A 20,469-nucleotide genomic window follows, 5' to 3' on the forward strand; every position below is an offset into this window, starting at 1 on the left:
CTTCTCTATTTCGGCAGTAAAATCAGGGAAAACCAATATGGTGAGCCTGAATTACAGCGGCGGAGAAAGCAGAAAAGTGTTTGCTATTCAAGAAATAAGCGGCTCCCGCATCGACATGATTGCGCGGAAGAGATTTAGCTGGATTTTTTCCGGCAAGTACATCCTGATTTTCTTGGTTCAGCTTGCCTAGATCGTGGAAGGTGGAGGCTTTTTCTGTGATCCGTGACAGCAGTGTTTCATCACAGTTTGCATAGCAGCTTATATCCTGCACATATTCCTGGGCAAAGGACTTTACACCGCGAATATGGGCCGGGTACTCCTGCTCGGGGATATCGTCTTTTTTACTGTGCGCGTAGTAAATCATACCAGCATCAAGTCGCTTACGGAGCTCACCTTGGCCTGCAATTCCTCCGGGAGAGCGGCCTTATCTTCATAGTCATCCCAGCTCGTCGACGCAATGGTCCCATCGCCAATCCGCTTTGGAGTAAGCGCTTCTAAAAGGAGATAATCCGGACAACTGCCAAGGGCATTCAGATGCTCAATATACCAGGCATGGCGAATACGCACATCGGTGCGAATGGCGGAACGGTTCAAATCATAAGCTCTGGGAATTAAAAGCTTAAGCAAGTCGATATCTTCCTTCGTGCAGCCGGTCTTGGCTGCATAATTGGGATTCACAAAAAACGGCATACAATAAACACCATGTTCCACAATTCGGAAAGCCAACGGAGCCATTCCTCCTTGTTTATCCTCCTGTACTCCGGCTTTTTTGGTGTTCGTGTGGCGTATTACATTGACTGGTGAAATGGATACCCCCACACCGAATTGAACAACACCCGTTTTAATAAATCCCTTATTGGCCCCTTTTTCTAAAAAGGTATTGCCAAAGACCCGAGCATCCCAATATTTTCGAACAAAGGTACTTTCTAAAAATCCCTTCTGATCAAAGTTTTTTACGTCATTGGACATCTCACCTGTGATAGACTTCAAGTCACGACCGCGCGACTCCAATATGCTGTATCTCTCCGAATTACTCACATAGGTCTGAGGAAGACTCTGGAAAAATAAGCTGTCGTGGTCTTCCGCTAAATCACGAAGCTTGCGTTTGAAGGAAACAGGTGAAATTTCCCCCAGGCCATTGGGACGCTGGCGGGGATCGCTCTCTCTGTCCGGGTCCCCATTTGCATTTGAGTTTACAACTTCAATCACCAAAAGGCCGGTTGCGCGCTTAATTTCACTGTTCATCGTTAGTTCCTCCTTCATTATTATCATGACCGTTATCAGCACCGCTTGCTGCTACTGAAGACTCTCTTTTGGGAAAGGATGCCAGGTAGCCAATAAACAGCTGTGCCTTTTCGAAATCATTGAAACGTGTTGCATCCGTCATCGCAGGATACAATTTGTTTGCCACATCTTCATATAAACGAAGAAGCCAGCCTGCTATCCTAGTCCCCTCATTTTTTGTTTTGTCCTTAAAGCGATATTGTTTTGCCCAAGTTATATAAGGATTCATGCGGCGAGACAATTGGGCCATCGCCTGATAGGGCGTTTCACCGGCTGTTGTAAACAGGGCACTGCCCGCCAGCTGCGGAGGAACATCCCCGCTTCGCACAACTTTACAGTACAAGGTATGCAGTTCGTCGGATATTTTCAAGAGCTGTCCGACCAAATAAGCCATATTTTCCATGTAGTTCTCCTTTCTATCACCCCGTTTATAAAGCAGCAGCCCAAGGAAAGACAACAGAAGAACCGTTTCATTTTTTAATCTCTCTAAGCTTTTCTCCTCTTTCTTGTCCTTGCATTTTGAACCACCGTGCATCCAGTTGCCCATATAGCTTACCAGCCCGGATGAATGGGTAAGTACGGTATGAAGGTAATTGCCGATCATACTTTCCTGCATAAGGTCAAGCAGCAATTCCATGCCCTGATAATATTTCATTCGCTCAACGTCAGTCTTGCCTTGGGCCAATTCCCCGTTTTGCTTCCAGACATTGTTGACGATGCGAGCCACTTGCAGCGGAAAAGGAGTTTTTCGCTCACCTAACTCTGTTTCAGGCGTATTCCAACAACCGGCTTTCCAATCCTCCGCCGCTTTGATGAGCTGATCCGGTGAGCAATTGCGGGTAAATATCACCTTGGAGCGGGCTTTGTCCAATTTGCGAATTGTGAAAATTTGAATAAAATCCGGCTTATCCTTTGGTAGAAGACCTCTGAGCGTCCTAATAAAGTCTTGGGCGATGTTTTCAAAACGCGCTTCCGCCTGGTCGGAATTATCTGCTTGCCTGGAACCGAGAATTGAAGCAAATCTTGGCGAAGTTTCCTGCAATTTGGAAGGATAAACAAATACGATTTCGTTCTTATCGATTTTTCGCCATGTGACACCCTCTCGCTCCAAGCCGGCAACCCATTCCAGTGATTTTTTGGCGAGGGAACGATTTTCCATGGCGATGGGATAGGAGGCATCATCTATCTGCTCATAACGATACTGGCAAGGCTGTCCATTAAACATTGAACGTAAGGTTACCTCAAAGCCGTTGAGTTTCACGCTTGGCATAGGTTCATTGGGATTAATAAAGGGAATCCCAAAGGCGTCACTTCCGACACCCTCAGGCTGTTTAGATGCACTCAGCAAGCTGGATCCCAATAACCTATCGTTAATCCACTCGGTAGTGTGCCGGCTTGTTACGGGATACCCATACTGTCGCCAGTCAAACAAATCCAGAACAACTGAAATTGATACACCAATGTCATCGTAATGATTTTTTTTAGGGTCGCCTTTATGGAATAGCATGGCAAGCAGAATACCAAGGTCCTCTTGTTTTTGAAGCTTGGCGAAAACGCACTTTTCCAGTGCGGACTTAAAGCTTTTATCCGACTCGTTCTTGAAACCTGACGCTAAACGAATTAATTCTGAAACGAGGGTTCGTTCAGGTTGTTCTTGATTTCCAATTAAATCCGAAAGGATCTGGGGAATATTATGTAAGCTTCTATCAATTTTTTTGACAATACTTTCTTTCCAATTGTCATTGACGCACCATGATTTAATTTTTTCAAAATCGGGGGGGATAGTACCTTTTTCAATCTGCTCCAGCTCGGAAAGCTGGTTTTCATTGGTGATGCGGTATAGGGGAACAATATTGAAAGCGGGAAAGGTTCCTTGATTGTTCCCGTATTTTCTCAGCGACTGGGCAAACTCTGTACTTATGCTCTCAAGTCCACGGATCGAGCCGTCCTGGGCAAGCCATATACGTATACAGGGTGCTTTGGCAGTAACCTTGGGTAAGGGTTTATATTCCCTATGCCATTCCTTGGTGCTAATCCCTTTATTTTTTAAAGCAGTAGATAAACTATACAATTCATTGAGCATAGTTTTTACTCCTTTTCGGATACTCCAGCACGCCGTTTTGAATGACAAGGTCATTGTCGTACACATAGGAAACCGGAGAGGCATATCCTTTGGCAAAAACCTGTCTCAGCATAGAGGGTATGATTACGGGGTGCGCACAGGACAGCACCTGTGTTGTGTCTCGAAATTCACCAAAATAGGAGGGGGTAAATTCTTTCCACCCCAAGGTCGGAAGGGAATAGCACTGACCTCGTTTGAGTCTTCTTTCAAAAATACTTTGATAAGCATGGCCGGGTGAGGTCGTTTTTTTATCCCATTGCATAGCCCTTTCAGGCAATCTGCTTTTTTCTTTAGTGGGAACAACTTCTGCGTACAGTCTATAACAGACATCAATTAACACAGTGGCATACAACTGATAATTATTTCCCTCTTTAATCGATTTGGGATTTCGTAAAGGCCCCCCATAGTTAGTGCAATAAGAGTGGTATTGTATGGGAGCACACAACTCTACTTTTGTGGGGATTATTTCTACATCCGGCCCCCATAAGACGGACTCAAAAATAGCCTTGGCCGCAGAATAGGTTGGTGCTGGATAGCTGACCGGACAGTCACCGCTATCCGGTCTTGTCCACATTGCGGTGTTGCCGGCTATCTCCATGGCAACAGGATAAGACAATCGAACCATGAACATCCTCCTCTCTGATAAATTTATGCTTGTCTTCTTATTATAGCTCTCCCTTTACCATATTTTGTGTTGTATTTTGTCGTTATTGGGCTTGAGAAATAAAAAGAACGTCTTAACCAAATTTTTGGAAAGACATTCTTATTACACAAATAGACGTATATTTTTCAATCCACGCTCCCATGTAGGGAGCGACAGCTTTATAGTACCACAAGTGTTAAAATATGTAAATAAATCATTGTCCTGGTTCATATAAGTCTAATCGTGAATTAAAGTGTTTTCTATGAATATAGTGTTATTCTTTGCATATCATCATAATAGAGTTTTAGAATTTTCAAAAAGAGGAGGAGATAATATAATGAAAAAATATTCAGCCAAGAAATTCCTAAACATTCTTAAAGAGATTCAAGATGGTGCTACCATCGCCGAAACCTGCCGCAAGTATGATATCGGCTATTCCACATACTATAATTGGATGCATAAATTTAACCTGATGAAAACCTCTATTAAAAAAACCTCTAATCTCAAAAGGTCAAAAGTTGAAAACGCCAAACTTATGCAGCTTGTTGTGGATCAGGCATTGGAAATTCAGGCGTTAAGATATGCTATTAGAAAATAACACGACTGCACACAAAAAAGAATTAACCTGTAACCGCCTTCTTTACCGTAATAGTCTATAAAGGCAATTTCTGCATATTATGAATACAAACCCAAAGAGGGCTAAGTCTATGTTTCTAAAAAAAGATTGTCGAGCCTTTTCTGGGAATTTTTTATGCTAAAAATAACTTGGCTGCTCAAGAGAGCGTGGATTTTAATAGTGTTTTAAAAGCATGGATAACTTTAGAGAAGGGGCTTTGATCCTGAAAAAACAGGCCAGCTAACATTAAGCCACCTGTTTTTGCTCCATGAATTTTTTATCATCCTAAAGCAATTCATCCAACTTTTTTTCACATCATCCATGATATATTCCCCGACCCTTCCGAACTTACGAATTATGATAGCTTGGGACAACGTATAGATTTTATCAACTCCTTATACAAGACTCGACCTTTAACGTTCCTTCGCCAAGGTCTTGGCCTTGTAACATAACAATATAATCTTTAGTTGTAATATTTGAATTAATAGCAGCAACAATAATATCTTCTGTTTTGCTTTTGTAATTATCATTTGGATAATGCCAGAACAGGACGTTTCTTTTTTACTGATAAATCAGCATGCACGGTCAGGCAATGAGAGACATGGGAACGATTTCAATCCACGCTTCCCTATGGGAAGCGACACATTGGACATAACCCGCCACGCGACTCATAACTATTTCAATCCACGCTTCCCTATGGGAAGCGACGTTGGCTATATTGCTCTTTCAGCTAAGTTTTACAAAATTTCAATCCACGCTTCCCTATGGGAAGCGACCTTGACAGCTTGTAATTCGAAGTCCCACACATAATCCTATTTCAATCCACGCTTCCCTATGGGAAGCGACAGACAGGTAGGAAAACAGCGTGGCCCTCATTTGATTTCAATCCACGCTTCCCTATGGGAAGCGACGTCATTTGAATGGTCAGAAACGAATGCTTGAAGCCATTTCAATCCACGCTTCCCTATGGGAAGCGACGGATAACCGGAAAGATGCGTTGGCTTTTGGCGTATTTCAATCCACGCTTCCCTATGGGAAGCGACATGTAGCCCGAAAAGCACTCTTACAGGTGGAGGTGATTTCAATCCACGCTTCCCTATGGGAAGCGACTCAGCGCATCTCCGAATTAGTTCTGTCGAGGAATTTCAATCCACGCTTCCCTATGGGAAGCGACGATAGCTTGTTCGACAGCAGAGACATTACACAAATTTCAATCCACGCTTCCCTATGGGAAGCGACTTTTCTGCGCCATCTGACTATACTGCTCCCTCTGATTTCAATCCACGCTTCCCTATGGGAAGCGACGCTTGTTGATTGGGATAATCCATATAATCTAATTATTTCAATCCACGCTTCCCTATGGGAAGCGACCTATCGGCTCCGATATAGGCCATGAGCTCATTTAAATTTCAATCCACGCTTCCCTATGGGAAGCGACGGGAAATTTGAGTTCGGCAAGCTAGCTCAATTTATGATTTCAATCCACGCTTCCCTATGGGAAGCGACAGCAAAAACTAATAAAAACTATCTCTTGTGAACTATTTTTATTAGTTTTCTTGCATTTCTCGCCATAGACTGCCTTGTCAACGCAATATTATCGCCATTTTTCCGCAAAATTTCTATAATTCCGCGGTGCGAATGTCCCGGTAATTTTATGTCCACTATACATTCGCACTAAATAATCAGGGTATCCATAACATCAAAAGAAGCCTTGTCACCTACGTGCTCAACCTTATTATGTAATTATTCCCCAGCAATTAAACCTCAGGTTATCCGACTCCGTATCAATGCAAAAACATAAGCCTTCTCCTTTGCTTGACTATATTATAATGCTAACTTTTCCATATTTTATATACTTTTAAAAAATATTAAAATCAACAAAAATCCAAAGATGTACTAATCATATAAACAACAATTTGTAGTACTTGGTGGCCTCCTTCGATCATCCATATTTTAGCATATTGACCATAACATTAACAGTTACGCTCAGCCTTTCATTTAATGAAACTATACGGACGATAAGTCCTCCCTCGGCAAAGAAGCTTCGCCGAAACCCAGGAAGCAAAGCATAAAAAACAAAAGCAATCACTTAAATCATTTTTTTCACATATAATATCCAAAAAAAATGAGGAGAATACATATGCAAATCCATGCTGTCCGGCAGGGTGAAACATTAGCTCAAATAGCGAGTACTTATGGCCAGAGCGCCTCAACTATCATGCAACTTAACGGCCCTCCCGAATCAGAACCTTACGACAGGTCTGGCTTTGGTTATCCCTTCCCCTTCCCAAACCTATACTGTAAAATCCGGCGATACCCTTTGGAAAAATCGCTCAGCAATACGGGACAACGGTTTCCGCCTTGGTTAACGCTAATAATATAACAAATCCATCCCTCATAAATCCCGGACAGGTTTTATCTGTTCCCTCAGTGACTCACACGGTTAAATCAGGCGAAACTATCTGGCAAATCGCCCAGACCTATGGCGTCACCATCCAAAGCATCGTCGACGCCAACAACATAGCCAATCCAAATCTTATTTATCCGGGTACTGTTCTCCTAATCCCGTCGAGCAAATCAACCATTGAAGTGAATGCTTATACTTACCAGACCGGCATGGCAGCAGTACAATCTGTGCAAAGCCATGGTCAATATCTCACGTATTTTAGTCCCTTCGCTTACGGCGTCCAGGCGAATGGCAGCCTGATTAATCTTAATGACACTTCCGTAGTTCAAGCGCAATCTCCACAAAAACCGTGCCCATGATGTCCATTAACAATTTTACCGCGCAAGCATTAGGGTCCAATGTAGCCCATGACATCCTTTCCGACACCGGGGTCCAAAATACTCTCCTGGCCAATATTGCCAGTGTTATGAAAGCAAAAGGCTATCAGGTGTTGAACATTGACTTTGAGAACGTACTGCCCGCTGACCGGGATTTATACAGCAATTTTGTCCAAAAGGCTGTCAATTATTTGCATCCGCAAGGTTTCTTAGTCTCCACAGCTTTAGCCCCCAAAACCAGTGCGGAACAAACAGGACTGCTGTATGAAGCCCATGATTATGCTGCTCATGGTCGAATAGCAGATTTTGTCGTGCTCATGACTTATGAATGGGGTTATAGGTTAGGGGCTCCTCAGGCTATTTCTCCCCTAAACCAAATTAAACATGTTCTTGACTATGCCGTTAGTGTTATTCCCCGCAATAAAATCTTTATGGGCTTCGAAACATATGCCCGTGATTGGACGCTTACTCACGTTCAAGGTCAGGCTGCAGAAACGTTTAGCCCGCAGACAGCTGCCCTCCGGGCCATTCAATATGGCGCAACGATTCAATATGATCAAACCACAGAATCTCCCTTTTATAATTATACCGATGCCCAAGGACTCAGCCATCAAGTTTGGTTTGAAGACGCCCGCAGTGCCCAGGCCAAATTCAATACCGTTAAAGCCTACAATTTAAGAGGAATAAGCTACTGGGTATTAGATACCTCTTATCCCCAGAACTGGGTCTTGCTCGTTGACAATTTTAATATTCGCAAGAATTTATGAACCAGCCGGCCTTATCTATGACAGCATTGACTTCTTCAATTCGATTGAGAAGATTCGCAGTCACGCCAAGAAATATAATGCCAAGGTAATGTTCTCGCATAATATGGAATTCTTTAATACGAATTTGTTGTTACACAAATATAACAAAGGCAGCGGAACTTTTTCTCCCGATGCCCTTTTAAGCCGTTATAACCTGCTCAGATTTTCTGTTTCAAGCTTTGCGTCAAAAAATCAATCACCTGATTTCGATACACTTCATGTGCTTCCGGGTCCTTGACAGCGAGCTCTTTCATCTCCCACATCAGGTCCTTGAAAGTTCTATCCAGGCTCTCGCATAAAAAGACGATTTTATTGCCCCGGGCCTTTAAATACGCGGCATTAAGGTTCTTGTTCAGCCGTTCAACCTGCTTGAAATCTACGTTTTGCTTGATTGTAAGCAGTTCCTGCTGGAGTTTCCCGGCCTTGGCCTCGCTCTCCATCTGGGACTTCCTGGACTCATTGGCCTTCATCTTCAGGCTGTCGCGCTCCGTGCTCAGCTGGGTCATTTTGCCCGCTTGCTCATCCAGAGTCTTCTGGAGATTCGCCTTTTCCTGCAGGGCCTGATCTCGCTCCTTAACGGCCTGACTCCGCTCATTCACCGCCTTTTTCAGTTCGCGGGCAGACATGCTCTCGACATCAAGCTCGGCGATGAACTGCGCCCGCTCCTCCTCTGGGACTCCTAAAAGGATTAAAGCCTTGCTATAATTCAAGTTCGGCAGCGCTTGCCCTTGCACCGGCGTTCCGGCGCAATTCATTAATTAAATTTATCAAATCATCGATTGTTTCGTATTCATCATCTAACTCAAAATATAACTCTTTATCCCAATCAGAAGATTTTGCTACTATTTCATCATGTTCATACCATTCTATTTGAATGTTTGGAGTTATTTCTTGAAAAGCAAGTTCTAGTTTTTTGCTATTTACGAATGTAATAATCTCATCTTTTAAATCATCAATACCTCATCAGGATTATTCTCAAAAGAATGTTTATATCCAAGTAATTTGGATGTAATATTTATCTAATTTTGTTCATTTAAAATAATTTAAATTTCAGAATCAAAATTATTTTAAATATTAAATAATTGATCTAATGACCAAAATTAATACTTCCCCTCATTATTTAATGCTTTTTCATATGTAAGGCACCAACCATCTGTGTAGAATGCGATTTCTAAGCCAAAAGATAATTTTACTTACCACGTTCTACACTTCCCATTGATTTCCTGCCAATATCGCGGAAATAATCCAAGAAAAAACAAAAAAGCCATACCGTCTAAATAAAAGACGAGCTGGCAAAACAATTCGATATATATCCCCTTATACCACGTCACCCTAAAAAGACAATACCACTCCTCACCCCCCTCATACCAAGGCTTTCAGTCAATCCCGATAAGCACTATTACCGTCTCGACGTGCCTCGAGGAGACTACAATAACTATGTACTGACGGCAGGGTATTATTAGCTTCTCCACTCAGCGATAAGGTTTTTTATTTTCTGTAAGCCCGACCAAATAGTCAATGCTGGTTTTATAAAACTGAGCAAGTTTAATTATGATATTCAGCGGAACATCACGCTCTCCTCGCTCATATTTGGAGTATAAAGATTGATCGCACATCAGGTATTGCGCAACTTGCTGTTGGGTCAGGTCATGATCTTCTCGAACATCACGTATTTTTAATCGCATTATCATCACCAAAGCAAGTATAACTTAGGACGCATAGTCCTATTGACATATTGGACTATTTGTCCTAAAATTATTCAACAAACGCCTTATGTGTTGGAGGAGATGTTTTGTTTACTATCGGCATTTGCGATGACAGGCCGTTGTGCCGTCTCTTATTGGAGGCACTAATTCATCTATATGAAGAAGAAAAGGATGTTTTATTTAATATTTACGAATTCAGCAGCGGTGAGGAGCTTCTCGAAGAAATTGAAAAGCGTGGATTGGTTTTTGACCTCCTTTTTCTTGATAACAGCATGAAAAAGCTGACCGGTCTTGAAACCGCCAGACAAATACGGCAATCCGAGTCCACGTCAGCGTGCAGCATAGTATTTGTGACATCAGCAGATGATCACGATCAATTCATGCAAGTCAGGCCTTTAGAAGTCGTATGCAAGCCCTGTACCCAGGGATGCATTGAAGCTATTTTAGAGAAGGTTCTGGCCAAGCCCCTTTTCACAAATTTATAATCTCCTTGAACCCAATTCATCGTAACAACTGCATCTGGAATACCACTAGAATCAATTTTCAGGCTGTATGCCAAATAAAGCCCCCCAACGCTCCCGGCGTGTGATTATAGTGACTAGGCATATTTAGGAAGGACTTCAACCCCATTTTTATCCGGCAATAACCGTTCGAAGTCTGTCCGGAAAGTTAGTAATTATTCCATCCACACCCATTCTGACAAACCTCTGCATCGTTGCCGTATCATCAATTGTAAACGTGTTGACTAATAATCCCTCTGTATGTGCTTGGCTAACGATCTCCTCATTAACAGAGTAATAATAAGGATGCAAAGCGTCTGCACGTGCTGTTCTTGCATAGTGATGTGGCCGATATAGACCTTCCATGTAGAGTAATCCAGTTTTCAGATTTGGTGCAATCTCTTTACAATGTACCATTGAGTAGTGGTTAAAGCTTGAAAGGATTACATGCTCTTGCAATCTGTAATAATAGATCAGTTCTATAAGTTTTTCTTCGATACCCTTATAATCAATAATGCCACTTTTAAGTTCCAAATCAAGCCTAATTCCGGTATTGCGAGCCAAGAGGAGGAGTTCTTCAGCCATTGGAATTTTCACACCGGTAAACAGGGAACCATACCACTCCCCGGCATCCAAGTGTCTTAGTTCAGCAAAGGAAAAATCTTTGACCAAGCCTGATCCATTTGTGGTACGATCTACGCTTTCGTCGTGAATAAGAACAAGTACCCCATCTTTCGTCATCTGGACATCTGTTTCGATACCATCACAGCCCATTTCAACAGCTTTAATAAATGCAAGCATAGTATTTTCAGGAAAATAACCAGACGCTCCACGGTGGGCATAATTTAGAGCCATGACTATCCCCCCAGTTTAATTAGCCGATAGCTAATATATGCTCCGACCTTGATCAAGGTTAAATTTTACTACAATTAACTACAGCAAGGCAATTACTAACTAAAAGCAACATTGAAACCTCCAGTTTTAGTAATAGTTTCTAAAATTCCAGGCACTTGTCAGAGTTCAGAGGCCCTAACACCATCAACAAACGCCCTCCGGGTAGAAGGCCACTTTCGGTGACCCACCCCCATAGATTTCGCGCACCGGACTCTTCGGAGGCAGACTAGTGGCTAAGCGATTAGCAGGATGTCCTACGCTAAATGAGAATGTTGTGCATATTATAGCCATTCATTTATATACCTAAAGTTAATAGTTCTCCAAAACTATCAATAACATAATCATATTCTTCAACATTAACCCTACTAGTTTACTAACAATCTTCTATCCAAATAGCGTGCCTGCAAAATAGCACTTCATCAAACCTTCTCCTTCTTACTTGAACGTAACAGTTGTTTCCGTTAGCGATACCTCTGAACGAATTCCTATAAGATCATCCGGTAATGCCGGTGTGACTACGAAAAACGCTGCATACCTTTTCCATGCCCGCTTCCATTGCCGGATCGAAGTGGTATAATTCGAAAGTAAACATTATAAAGTTAACCAGGAAGTTTAAAGGGGATATTAACGATGGGGAGAACAACACAGCGTAAAATGGTCACGATTGCAATACTTGTATCTATTTTACTAGTTGCTATCGATACGACCATCGTTACTACCGCTATGCCGCACATTGTTCAACAATTGAGCGGCTTGAATCTACTGAGTTGGGTTTTCGCTATTTACCTGCTTACATCCTCCGTTACCACACCGATTTATGGAAAACTTGCGGACCTCTTCGGAAGGAAGTCCATTTTCATCTTTGGTATCCTGCTTTTTGTTGTCGGTTCTATGATGTCCGGAATGGCCCAGACAATGTATCAGCTAATTTTATTTCGCGGGTTTCAAGGCCTCGGTGCCGGTGCCGTGATACCGCTGACATACACTATCATTGCCGATCTGTACCCAGGGGAAGAGCGTGCCAAAATGCAAGGACTATTCAGCTCAGTTTGGGGCGTCGCCGGACTCCTCGGCCCTTTAGTGGGCGGACTCTTTGTCGATCACATCTCCTGGCGCTGGATTTTTTATATCAACGTTCCGATTGGAATGATCGCTATTTTATTAGTGCTTAGTTTTCTTCATGAAACGTCACTTGAAAATACGAAAAAAACCATTGATTATTGGGGAGCCGCGTTGTTTACGATTTCCATGGGATCTCTTCTCTTTGCTTTGATCAGTGGAGGCCAGATGTATACCTGGGGCTCCGTCGAGATCATCTCCTTGTTTACCATCGCCGTTGCTTTTTTGATCACATTTCTTGTTGTGGAAAACAAATCGAATGAACCGCTGCTTCCACTATCCCTCTTTAAAATACCAGTTATTGCCGTATCGAATTCGATCGGCTTTGTAGCTAGCGGGGTCTTGATCGGCGTCAGTGTGTATTTGCCAATTTGGATTCAGACACTTCTAGGCCACAGCGCCACCAGCTCGGGGCTAACGCTGATGCCGATGTCGTTCGCTTGGCCGCTGGCATCAACTTTAGCTGGACGGTTTATGTACAGAATCGGCTCTAAAACCACGGCTGTATTCGGTGCTCTGCTGATTATGACAGGTTCAGCTTGGCTGCTGCTTGTCCATATTGGATCCCCCTATTGGTATTTTGTAGGGAGCATGATTGTCATTGGCTTTGGTATGGGATGTTCCTTTACGCCTTTAACGATCTTGGTGCAGTCGGCCGTCGGTTGGAACTTGCGCGGCGCGGTCACTGCCTCCTACACTTTTTCGCAATCGCTTGGACAAACGGTTGGTGTCGCAGTGTTTGGCACAGTGTTTAATAATACGATGAACCAAAGTGGTATAGCCCTGGGTTTGCACATGGTCTTTATCTTAGTTTTCGCCATTTCAGTAGTAACTTTGCTGATAAGCGCTTTTCTACCCTCGCACCGCAGTATTATTACTCAGCAAAATACCGATTAAGATAATGCCAAATGGTTGTAACCTACTCTATAGCCTCAATTATAGAAACCATGTTGTAATTTCAGAAAGACTCGGATATTCCGGTTTCGGTGGAAATTCAAACGCAGGATAACCTATCGCACAACCATCAATTTTATACACACTAACAGGTAGATCTATTAGATTGCAGAAATCTAGGTTGTCACCCATCTGTCCTGTGATTGATACTAGATGAAATCCTAATCCAAGTTCTGTAGCCTTGAGCCACATATTTTCCATGCAATGAGCAATAGACTGCATCTGAGCATCTGGAATCCCTTTGGGCTCAGCAACAACTATATAATATGGGGCTGAACCAATTCCTAACGGCCCTTTCTTCATAGTCATTTCTAACCTTCCCAAAAAGGTCTTTGCTTTTACTCCTAACTCGGGAACTACTTCTATTTGCTTGGATAATTCTTCAAAGGCCTTCTGGGCATGCTTCTTAACAATCTCTGCTAATTCCATAAGCACTGGATTACTTCGAGATACAACGATGAACTTTCTTGCATATTTGTTTGAACTACTTGCCGCAGGGAATGGAGCAAGTCTTCCAGCATCGATTACCGATTCAATTATGTTTTTAGAAGGAATTTCATTCGAAAATTGACGAATAGAACGCCGGTTTAAAATCGTTTGGTCTAATGCAGTCATAAATTAACCCCCTCATATTTGATATTCAAAAGAAATTCTTGGAGTTTATTTAACATTTTTGTTAGATCCAATTGTTCAGGTGCTTTTAAACCAGACATAAAATATCCGGTAATTTTATAGTGTGAAGGAAGCATCTGCTCAAGAAGCCTCAGCCCGCTTGGAGTCAATCGCAGCAATTGCTTCCGGCGGTCGTTTGGGTGGGGGATACGTTCAACAAATCCTTGTTTTCCAAGGCCATCTATCAGTCCCGTCAATGTCGGCTTAGTTATTTCTGCTTTCTCACTTAGGGTTGCGAAATCTAAAGTATATTCCCATTGACAACTGTGGATGTAATCAACCCAAAGTAATAACGAGCTAAAAATCTTCCATCATCATTTTATAAGTACAACGTGACTCACAGTTAGAACTACTACTTTCACACTGAAATCCAACAACTTCTCCTATCTCATTACTTCCCTTAGGCCTTCGCCGGAAAATCTTTATTGAAACAATCTTTGAAACAGTTGAACAAATTTCGTGTCTTTCTTCTACAATCTGTTCCAAGCTCTAATACACCTACTTTTCTTGAATGCAATTTCAATGATCGAAACTCGCCCCTACAACACTCCCAGCGTAGTTCATATGTAATCAAGCAACATCAACGCACACCTCTATGTTCACCCAGTAACCCTTCACCCATCCCAAACTTTCGAAAGGGCTCTTCTTTTGGGAAGCGGGGGAATGTTCTACGCTTCAATTCCTACATATCGCGCATCGATAGTAAGAGGGGAGGAGTTTAGCATACGATACTTCCCAGGAAAAATTCAAATTTTCTTTTTTGGGAACGGGATTAATGCCGGTACGACCTTTTGATACTCAATGTACTCTGAACCGAATTGTTTAACGAGCTTTCGTTCCTCAAGTATGATTCCAACTAAAATGTAAAGGGTAAGAACAATATGTGTCAAAACGTCTACCCTTGTAGAGTCCAAACTCCACATAAAAAATATGGTAGCCAAATACATAGGGTGCCGCACTATTCCAAATAATCCCTTCTTTGTAATTGTCTTCGGATGAGTAACATCATTTTTCTTGCTATGATCTATTATCTGGCGAACGCCAATGAATTCTAGGGAGTCATAACTTAAGAAAGCCCAAATCAAAACAACACTGGAAGCTAACAGAAAAAGTGATTGTATAATCCTCCATGGAAAAGAAAATTGTATAGCCAACTTACTATCGAGGTTCCTTGTGAAACTTAGAATTATGACAAATACGGTTAATGAAAACAAATTGTATAACAATCGGTAAAAGGAAAAATATCGCCCCATTATACGATTTGCCCAATTTGAAAACCGAAAACTAATTAAAAAACTATGGATTATTCCGAACATTGACCACATTAAAGCAACAATTAGGTACTTCAATTCCTGTCCTCCACAAATTTCGCTCGATAACACAAACACATTGTTCCTGTTGAGAATGCTACCATCCCATCTCCGCAACCATCCTGACATAAGTCCTTAGTATCTCGGCATTTTGCTTTGCTCGATAAAATAATTCTCTACGCCAATTTCCTTCATCCTGTTATTTAAATAAATCCATCTTTCTCGGAGTTTGCCCTGGAATTGTTTGTCACATGGGAACTCATTGCACTCGAAACAGAAATCAACGTTATGTTCTTTGCAGCAGGTCTTTGCGTGACATTCTAATGGACATTGGACATTATCACTTCTACAGCCACCACAGGTTCCCTTCGCAAAATGACCAAGAATGTTTACAAATTCAGGATAACCTCTAAAAATTGGCGCATTATCTGCTTTCATCTTGGCGAGTCGTTCATAACCATTTAATAACTCAGATAAGTTTAAACTCAGGCTCCTTATCTCGCCATTTTCATAATCAGCACATCTCGAACAATCCAATCCACAAAAAGATAATTTACTTATGACTTCACTTTTATCCATCTCTATCCCCTTTTCACAAATATATAATCTCCTTGTACCCAATTCATCGTAACGACTGTATCTGGAATACCACTAGAATCAGTTTTCAGGCTGTATGCCAAATAAAGCCCCCACCGTTCTCCGGGTAGAAGGATCACCTTCGGTTTCCTCACACGCAAGACTCGGCAAATAACTGCTGGCAAGGGCTTTGTCAAGGCGATTATTTCTTCTTGAGCTTAGCAAGGCGCAGCAGGCGAAGTGATTTGGTATCGAGGTGTGAGTGGGGTTAAAATTCCAGGCCTTATTACTAAGCTCGTAATCCAGTCCCTAAGTTTCGTGCCATCACTGGATAATTACTGTCTTCCACATCTTTTCGGGTATATGAACCTATCGCCAGTACCATACCACCTTCTTGCCATTGCAGATAGCGGCATAAAGTTCGATAATGTAAGACCAAAGTATCCATTGCCCATCCTTCCTTATCGCCACAAGCTGCAAGTAAACAAAGTTGCTTTGGAGTTTTGCGTAATATTGGATTTACTGAAAAATAGCGGTCAATAACTCTCTTAAGCTGTGCTGTCATACCAAAATAATAAAGTGGTGTTACTAGAACGACTGCATCAGCGGCCAACAGGTGTGGAACAATTTGTTTCATATCGTCATCGTATACACATTGTCCATCGTTATTGCGACAATGATAACATCCGAGACATGGATGAATATCCAATTTTGCTGTATCGTAACGAACTACTTCATGACCCGCTTCCTTCGCACCAACAATAAACTCATCGGCTAGTAATGCCGTGGTTCCCTGCGGATGTGGACTTCCTGTTAGAATCAATACCTTCATCATTAATACCTCCAAATCAATACAAGTAATAATACTGGAGCACGCCAAGCTCCGGTGGTATAAGTTATAAACTTCGTCGCCGAACAAACTTTCACCCCACAAGAAAATATAGAAGAGCTGCCAATTACTTAATATCCCAAGCTTGTTATCCCAATTTCCTTAGAAGAAACGCCTCTATAAGGTAGATCCTCCTGGAAAGGTGCATGAACTCAAAATGAACACGCTATATCTCTAATGTACCCTCTTAAGGAAACTAGCTCTTAATTACTAGGCCCAAAAGCTTTGAAAAAGATATTACTTGTTCAGGAGAGACAATACATCCTTCTAGGTCATCAAGAGTTACCCCTAATCCATCTAATTTACAAGTACTTAAGTCAATTCCCTTTAGCTTTGCTCCTGACATTCCAGTTTGTTGCAAATCCGAATCGATAAATCCAACTTTCTGAAACTTAGCTTTGTAGAAATCAGCATTGCATAATGAGCTATTATTAAAATTGACTTGTTTGCAATCCAGGAAACGAAATAAAGCATATCGTCCATTACAGTTATCAATCAGGACATTCCTCAGGGCAGATTCACTCATATTCGTTCCGACCAATTTACAGTTGATCATCTCTACCCTATGCAGGACTGACTCACTTAAATCAGTATTTGATAGATCACAGTTTTCGAACCTAACATCTGTTAATTCGAGGTATTTAAACGATACTTTACTGAATGTAACGTTATTAAAAGATACATTCTTAAAGGATACATGATCTGCGGTTTGATTCTCAATCAAACCATTACTGATAGTCCCCATAGTAAACGAATCGTCAGATTGGATACTTCTGTCATATATCGAAAGCATATCTGACTTTTTTGCAAGCTTGGGGGATGCTATTTTAAAGCTTGTTTTTTTGCTATCCATATATAGCGACTCTCCAATGTCAATTTGTATATGTATAGTGAGTTCGGCTAAGGCCTTTTGTGTAAGACCCTTTTCCTGGCGTAGACGTGCAACGTCTTTGCCTAGGTCTATCATGAACAGCTCTCCACAGAAGCCATTGTTGAACTAATTCTCTATAATATGGAGAACTCCTGTTAAATTCGATACAAAAACCATTGACACGAGGGAATTCCCCTTTATTGCATTCTCTCATCTTCGGCATCGAAAAGGCTTCCTACAGAGACAGTGTTTTTCAATGTTCGTTATATCGTATCAAAAGAGGGGCTATCCCGATCTATGATCCCTGAAACCGGAAGGCAATCACCATCTTGGTGTACAGCGAGATCATGTTTGACTCTACTTGCTCCGTCCACGGAAACATATTTACTTTTAAAACTTACAATGAAGTAACATCAACGCGCCTGGAGTGCCAAAAAAGTAATTTTTCATTTATTTCTCACTCACCAGAGAGGGACAGTCCCCGATCCGGGGTTGACCAACGGGAAACCCCGGAGCCGAGCAATGATTTTCAAGAACTTTTAGAACGTATCGAAACATTGTACACGCATTGCACGTAAAATAAAACGACAAATCATAAAAAAGGGCGATGTTTGTGCATTATTTAAAGATCGGCTCCAGAGGAAGCGATGTCGCGGAAATACAGTACTTTTTGCAGGAATGGGGCTATGATCCCGGCCCAACAGATGGTATTTTCGGTCCAAGAACAGATCAAGCCGTCAGACGGTTTCAAAGCGATCACGGTTTAATGGTTGATGGTATCGTCGGGCCGGTTACATACCAGGCTCTCCGGTCTGATATGCCCGGTACTACGACGTACACCGTCAAACCCGGAGATACATTGTCCTCAATCAGCATCAGATATGGTATCTCTTTAGACGCGCTTATTGCCGCTAATCCAGGTGTAGACATCAGGAACCTCCAAGTCGGACGGCGGCTGAGAATTCCGATTGGTCGGTAGATATAGCCGATACCAATAGTTACTTTATTCTTTGTATATCTTACTAACCAACAATTTGGGAAGACTTCACCCCGGCGGGCTACTCAGATAGGGGCATCGAGCTCGGTTCTGCATGTCAAACCTCCATTAAAATTTAGTCAGTAACCACGCCTGTATCTCTTCCCCCTGTCAGGAATTCATTTACCAATTTCTGCGCTCCTATTTGCGATTGCTCATTAAAGTTTTTCGAAAAAGGATCACTAAAACCATGTTTTCCGTTTAACACATAGATATTGACAGACTTCTTTTCTCCTAGAACGCTTGTCAATTCCAAAACATTAAAAGACTTTTCCTCTTTTGCGAAAATGAGTAGCGTTGGGCATCTAGGTGTTATATTTTGATAATCCCTTATTCGAGAACCATAGTAGCAAATAACCCCGTCTGCAGTATTTTCTTTTTCGCTACATATCCATGCCGCAGTTGCCCCAATACTAAATCCTAAAAGGAATATATTTTTATATTCTGTTCTTGCTTTTACAAGTATTTTTCTAACTCCATCAATCATATGCGAAAAACCAACATGATTAACGAAGTATTGGTAAGCTTCTTCTTCTCTATTATAGTCAAAATTCATTTCAGGCTTTAGAAAATTTGGACATATAACATCGTATCCAGCCTCTAGATAATGCTCGCAAACCCAATTAATATGTGGATTTATACCATATATCTCGTGTAAAACGATTATGGCAGATTCTTTACCTCTAATATAATCCTGCATGCAACAATTCTCCAACCGTCCTTCTTTTTGTAAACATAAAAAAATAGTCCACAACCGTGAGTATTTCTTCGTGTCCATGTAATCGGTGTAAGTCATACTATTGAAAATTAGCTATTAAGAACATAATAATACAGTCACTTCATTAGATAATGAACTAACTAGGAGGGGATTTTTTGTTCGAGCCTTTAAATATATTACTTAGAGTTATTTTAGCTATTTTATTGCTTTTGTTAACCACTAATTTTTTAACCAAAAGAAGACTCGCAAATCTTACTTATTTTGATTATGTGGCAGGGGCACTACTTGGGACTATCTCGGGTAACTTAGCGTTTAATCTTAAGATCGATATCTTGAACTTTATTTTTTGCATAGCATGTACAACATTGATTCTCATGCTATCTTCCTACTTCTCATTTAAATACAAGCCACTTCGCAAGATACTAGCTGGAGAACCTACTATTTTAATTAAAAACGGTAAAGTCTTAGAACATACTATGAGTATACTTAATTATTCTTTTGACTATTTAGTCCAGCAACTCCGACAGAAAAACGTTTTTGATATTGGCAAAGTTGAGTTTGCCATTCTTGAACCTAGTGGAGAGTTGAGCATCCAGCTTAAATCCCAACATACTCCCGTAACCCACCAAGATCTAAATATTTCAACACACAACGAAGGACTCGCAACTGAGGTGATTTTAGACGGTAAAATAATAGAAAGCAATCTTAATCAAAGAAACTTAAACACTCAATGGCTGTACCATGAACTATCAAAAAAGGGTATTTCTAACATTACTGAAGTTTCTTTTGCTGCGCTATCTTCTAATGGTAACCTTTATCTTGACCTATACCATGACGAAGGAAGAACTCATTCCTAGAGACGAGAAACCGCTAGAACCAACAGCCTTGAAAAGGAACTTTTCAAAGTAAAAACCCAGAAACGCCCAAAACGCTCCGGTGAGTAAATAATAATCCTCTGAAACATGAAAT

The 20,469-nt window shown here is 41.5% G+C and carries 23 protein-coding genes and 1 CRISPR repeat array; of the genes, 8 read left to right on the plus strand and 15 right to left on the minus strand.

The window, feature by feature from the left end:
* Positions 1-22 precede the first annotated feature (22 nt).
* The 4 genes from VZF35_RS04980 to cas5 are packed head-to-tail and all read right to left on the minus strand — an operon-like array spanning position 23 to position 4,031.
* Positions 23-364, minus strand: a complete 342-nt coding sequence (locus VZF35_RS04980) for a hypothetical protein (RefSeq protein WP_407311549.1) — start codon at positions 362-364, stop codon at positions 23-25.
* The gene (locus tag VZF35_RS04985) at positions 361-1,245 is read right to left on the minus strand and encodes a type I CRISPR-associated protein Cas7 (protein WP_407311551.1); all 885 of its coding nucleotides are present in this window, start codon (positions 1,243-1,245) and stop codon (positions 361-363) included. Before VZF35_RS04985 ends, VZF35_RS04980 begins: the two co-directional genes overlap by 4 nt.
* Complete coding sequence (locus VZF35_RS04990; RefSeq protein WP_407311553.1) at positions 1,235-3,367, minus strand: hypothetical protein; 2,133 nt, start codon at positions 3,365-3,367, stop codon at positions 1,235-1,237. The genes VZF35_RS04985 and VZF35_RS04990 overlap by 11 nt, the downstream gene beginning before the upstream one ends.
* Positions 3,357-4,031 carry a CRISPR-associated protein Cas5 gene (gene cas5, locus VZF35_RS04995; protein ID WP_407311555.1) on the minus strand — a complete coding sequence of 225 codons (675 nt, stop codon included), beginning with the start codon at positions 4,029-4,031 and terminating at the stop codon, positions 3,357-3,359. Before cas5 ends, VZF35_RS04990 begins: the two co-directional genes overlap by 11 nt.
* 355 nt (positions 4,032-4,386) lie before the next feature.
* Here cas5 and VZF35_RS05000 point away from each other — a divergent pair, with 355 nt between their 5' ends.
* The 4 genes from VZF35_RS05000 (at position 4,387) to VZF35_RS05015 (ending at position 8,216) form a co-directional block, all read left to right on the plus strand.
* Positions 4,387-4,647 carry a transposase gene (locus VZF35_RS05000; protein ID WP_407311557.1) on the plus strand — a complete coding sequence of 87 codons (261 nt, stop codon included), beginning with the start codon at positions 4,387-4,389 and terminating at the stop codon, positions 4,645-4,647.
* Positions 4,648-5,275: 628 nt separating this feature from the next.
* Positions 5,276-6,171: direct repeats of the CRISPR family, unit length 32 nt; unit sequence ATTTCAATCCACGCTTCCCTATGGGAAGCGAC.
* 689 nt (positions 6,172-6,860) lie between these two features.
* Positions 6,861-7,034 (plus strand): hypothetical protein, encoded by a 174-nt coding sequence (locus VZF35_RS05005; RefSeq protein WP_407311559.1) that lies wholly within the window; start codon positions 6,861-6,863, stop codon positions 7,032-7,034.
* The gene (locus VZF35_RS05010) at positions 7,027-7,431 is read left to right on the plus strand and encodes a LysM peptidoglycan-binding domain-containing protein (RefSeq protein ID WP_407311561.1); all 405 of its coding nucleotides are present in this window, start codon (positions 7,027-7,029) and stop codon (positions 7,429-7,431) included. The genes VZF35_RS05005 and VZF35_RS05010 overlap by 8 nt, the downstream gene beginning before the upstream one ends.
* Positions 7,428-8,216, plus strand: a complete 789-nt coding sequence (locus VZF35_RS05015; protein ID WP_407311563.1) for a glycosyl hydrolase family 18 protein — start codon at positions 7,428-7,430, stop codon at positions 8,214-8,216. The genes VZF35_RS05010 and VZF35_RS05015 overlap by 4 nt, the downstream gene beginning before the upstream one ends.
* 197 nt (positions 8,217-8,413) lie before the next feature.
* Here the strand turns inward: VZF35_RS05015 and VZF35_RS05020 are convergent, their stop codons facing one another.
* Complete coding sequence (locus VZF35_RS05020) at positions 8,414-9,010, minus strand: DUF3102 domain-containing protein (protein WP_407311565.1); 597 nt, start codon at positions 9,008-9,010, stop codon at positions 8,414-8,416.
* A 717-nt stretch (positions 9,011-9,727) separates the two neighbouring features.
* A complete protein-coding gene (locus tag VZF35_RS05025) occupies positions 9,728-9,940 on the minus strand; it encodes a helix-turn-helix domain-containing protein (protein WP_407311567.1) in 213 nt (70 codons plus the stop codon).
* A gap of 107 nt (positions 9,941-10,047) precedes the next feature.
* Here VZF35_RS05025 and VZF35_RS05030 point away from each other — a divergent pair, with 107 nt between their 5' ends.
* Positions 10,048-10,446 carry a LytR/AlgR family response regulator transcription factor gene (locus VZF35_RS05030; protein WP_407311569.1) on the plus strand — a complete coding sequence of 133 codons (399 nt, stop codon included), beginning with the start codon at positions 10,048-10,050 and terminating at the stop codon, positions 10,444-10,446.
* Between the two features lie 147 nt (positions 10,447-10,593).
* Here VZF35_RS05030 and VZF35_RS05035 read toward each other — a convergent pair whose 3' ends face one another.
* On the minus strand, positions 10,594-11,316 hold the full coding sequence (locus tag VZF35_RS05035; protein ID WP_407311571.1) for a glycerophosphodiester phosphodiesterase: 723 nt from the start codon (positions 11,314-11,316) through the stop codon (positions 10,594-10,596).
* Between the two features lie 669 nt (positions 11,317-11,985).
* Here VZF35_RS05035 and VZF35_RS05040 point away from each other — a divergent pair.
* The gene (locus VZF35_RS05040; RefSeq protein ID WP_407311573.1) at positions 11,986-13,371 is read left to right on the plus strand and encodes an MDR family MFS transporter; all 1,386 of its coding nucleotides are present in this window, start codon (positions 11,986-11,988) and stop codon (positions 13,369-13,371) included.
* A 39-nt stretch (positions 13,372-13,410) separates the two neighbouring features.
* Here the strand turns inward: VZF35_RS05040 and VZF35_RS05045 are convergent, their stop codons facing one another.
* From VZF35_RS05045 to VZF35_RS05075, 7 genes are all read right to left on the minus strand, one after another.
* Positions 13,411-14,043, minus strand: coding sequence for a nitroreductase family protein (locus tag VZF35_RS05045; RefSeq protein WP_407311575.1), 633 nt, complete (start codon positions 14,041-14,043; stop codon positions 13,411-13,413).
* Complete coding sequence (locus tag VZF35_RS05050; protein WP_407314464.1) at positions 14,040-14,405, minus strand: MarR family winged helix-turn-helix transcriptional regulator; 366 nt, start codon at positions 14,403-14,405, stop codon at positions 14,040-14,042. Before VZF35_RS05050 ends, VZF35_RS05045 begins: the two co-directional genes overlap by 4 nt.
* 441 nt (positions 14,406-14,846) lie before the next feature.
* Entirely contained in the window at positions 14,847-15,539 is a 693-nt protein-coding gene (locus VZF35_RS05055) for a methyltransferase family protein (RefSeq protein ID WP_407311577.1), read from the minus strand.
* A 6-nt stretch (positions 15,540-15,545) separates the two neighbouring features.
* A complete protein-coding gene (locus tag VZF35_RS05060; RefSeq protein WP_407311579.1) occupies positions 15,546-15,989 on the minus strand; it encodes a DUF3795 domain-containing protein in 444 nt (147 codons plus the stop codon).
* Positions 15,990-15,991: 2 nt separating this feature from the next.
* Complete coding sequence (locus tag VZF35_RS05065) at positions 15,992-16,141, minus strand: hypothetical protein (RefSeq protein ID WP_407311581.1); 150 nt, start codon at positions 16,139-16,141, stop codon at positions 15,992-15,994.
* 134 nt (positions 16,142-16,275) lie between these two features.
* On the minus strand, positions 16,276-16,866 hold the full coding sequence (locus VZF35_RS05070) for a flavodoxin family protein (RefSeq protein WP_407311583.1): 591 nt from the start codon (positions 16,864-16,866) through the stop codon (positions 16,276-16,278).
* Between the two features lie 205 nt (positions 16,867-17,071).
* The gene (locus tag VZF35_RS05075) at positions 17,072-17,842 is read right to left on the minus strand and encodes a pentapeptide repeat-containing protein (RefSeq protein ID WP_407311585.1); all 771 of its coding nucleotides are present in this window, start codon (positions 17,840-17,842) and stop codon (positions 17,072-17,074) included.
* Positions 17,843-18,359: 517 nt separating this feature from the next.
* Here VZF35_RS05075 and VZF35_RS05080 point away from each other — a divergent pair.
* Entirely contained in the window at positions 18,360-18,725 is a 366-nt protein-coding gene (locus VZF35_RS05080; RefSeq protein ID WP_407311587.1) for a peptidoglycan-binding protein, read from the plus strand.
* A 133-nt stretch (positions 18,726-18,858) separates the two neighbouring features.
* Here the strand turns inward: VZF35_RS05080 and VZF35_RS05085 are convergent, their stop codons facing one another.
* Entirely contained in the window at positions 18,859-19,482 is a 624-nt protein-coding gene (locus tag VZF35_RS05085; RefSeq protein ID WP_407311589.1) for a dienelactone hydrolase family protein, read from the minus strand.
* 173 nt (positions 19,483-19,655) lie between these two features.
* On the opposite strand from VZF35_RS05085, the gene VZF35_RS05090 reads away from it, so the two are divergent.
* On the plus strand, positions 19,656-20,357 hold the full coding sequence (locus tag VZF35_RS05090; protein WP_407311591.1) for a DUF421 domain-containing protein: 702 nt from the start codon (positions 19,656-19,658) through the stop codon (positions 20,355-20,357).
* The last annotated feature ends 112 nt before the right edge of the window (positions 20,358-20,469 follow it).

It is taken from the genome of Desulfosporosinus paludis, assembly GCF_045689965.1.
Lineage (GTDB): Bacteria > Bacillota > Desulfitobacteriia > Desulfitobacteriales > Desulfitobacteriaceae > Desulfosporosinus > Desulfosporosinus paludis.

Coding starts and splice junctions, on each gene's coding strand:
- VZF35_RS05015 (WP_407311563.1), top strand. CDS start 7,428: ATGATGTCCATTAACAATTTTACCGCGCAAGCATTAGGGTCCAATGTA.
- VZF35_RS05085 (WP_407311589.1), bottom strand. CDS start 19,482: ATGCAGGATTATATTAGAGGTAAAGAATCTGCCATAATCGTTTTACAC.
- VZF35_RS05005 (WP_407311559.1), top strand. CDS start 6,861: ATGGCCAGAGCGCCTCAACTATCATGCAACTTAACGGCCCTCCCGAAT.
- VZF35_RS05045 (WP_407311575.1), bottom strand. CDS start 14,043: ATGACTGCATTAGACCAAACGATTTTAAACCGGCGTTCTATTCGTCAA.
- VZF35_RS04980 (WP_407311549.1), bottom strand. CDS start 364: ATGATTTACTACGCGCACAGTAAAAAAGACGATATCCCCGAGCAGGAG.
- VZF35_RS04985 (WP_407311551.1), bottom strand. CDS start 1,245: ATGAACAGTGAAATTAAGCGCGCAACCGGCCTTTTGGTGATTGAAGTT.
- VZF35_RS05060 (WP_407311579.1), bottom strand. CDS start 15,989: ATGGATAAAAGTGAAGTCATAAGTAAATTATCTTTTTGTGGATTGGAT.
- VZF35_RS05000 (WP_407311557.1), top strand. CDS start 4,387: ATGAAAAAATATTCAGCCAAGAAATTCCTAAACATTCTTAAAGAGATT.
- VZF35_RS05035 (WP_407311571.1), bottom strand. CDS start 11,316: ATGGCTCTAAATTATGCCCACCGTGGAGCGTCTGGTTATTTTCCTGAA.
- VZF35_RS05055 (WP_407311577.1), bottom strand. CDS start 15,539: ATGTCAGGATGGTTGCGGAGATGGGATGGTAGCATTCTCAACAGGAAC.
- VZF35_RS05075 (WP_407311585.1), bottom strand. CDS start 17,842: ATGATAGACCTAGGCAAAGACGTTGCACGTCTACGCCAGGAAAAGGGT.
- VZF35_RS05020 (WP_407311565.1), bottom strand. CDS start 9,010: ATGAATTGCGCCGGAACGCCGGTGCAAGGGCAAGCGCTGCCGAACTTG.
- VZF35_RS04990 (WP_407311553.1), bottom strand. CDS start 3,367: ATGCTCAATGAATTGTATAGTTTATCTACTGCTTTAAAAAATAAAGGG.
- VZF35_RS05040 (WP_407311573.1), top strand. CDS start 11,986: ATGGGGAGAACAACACAGCGTAAAATGGTCACGATTGCAATACTTGTA.
- cas5 (WP_407311555.1), bottom strand. CDS start 4,031: ATGGTTCGATTGTCTTATCCTGTTGCCATGGAGATAGCCGGCAACACC.
- VZF35_RS05025 (WP_407311567.1), bottom strand. CDS start 9,940: ATGCGATTAAAAATACGTGATGTTCGAGAAGATCATGACCTGACCCAA.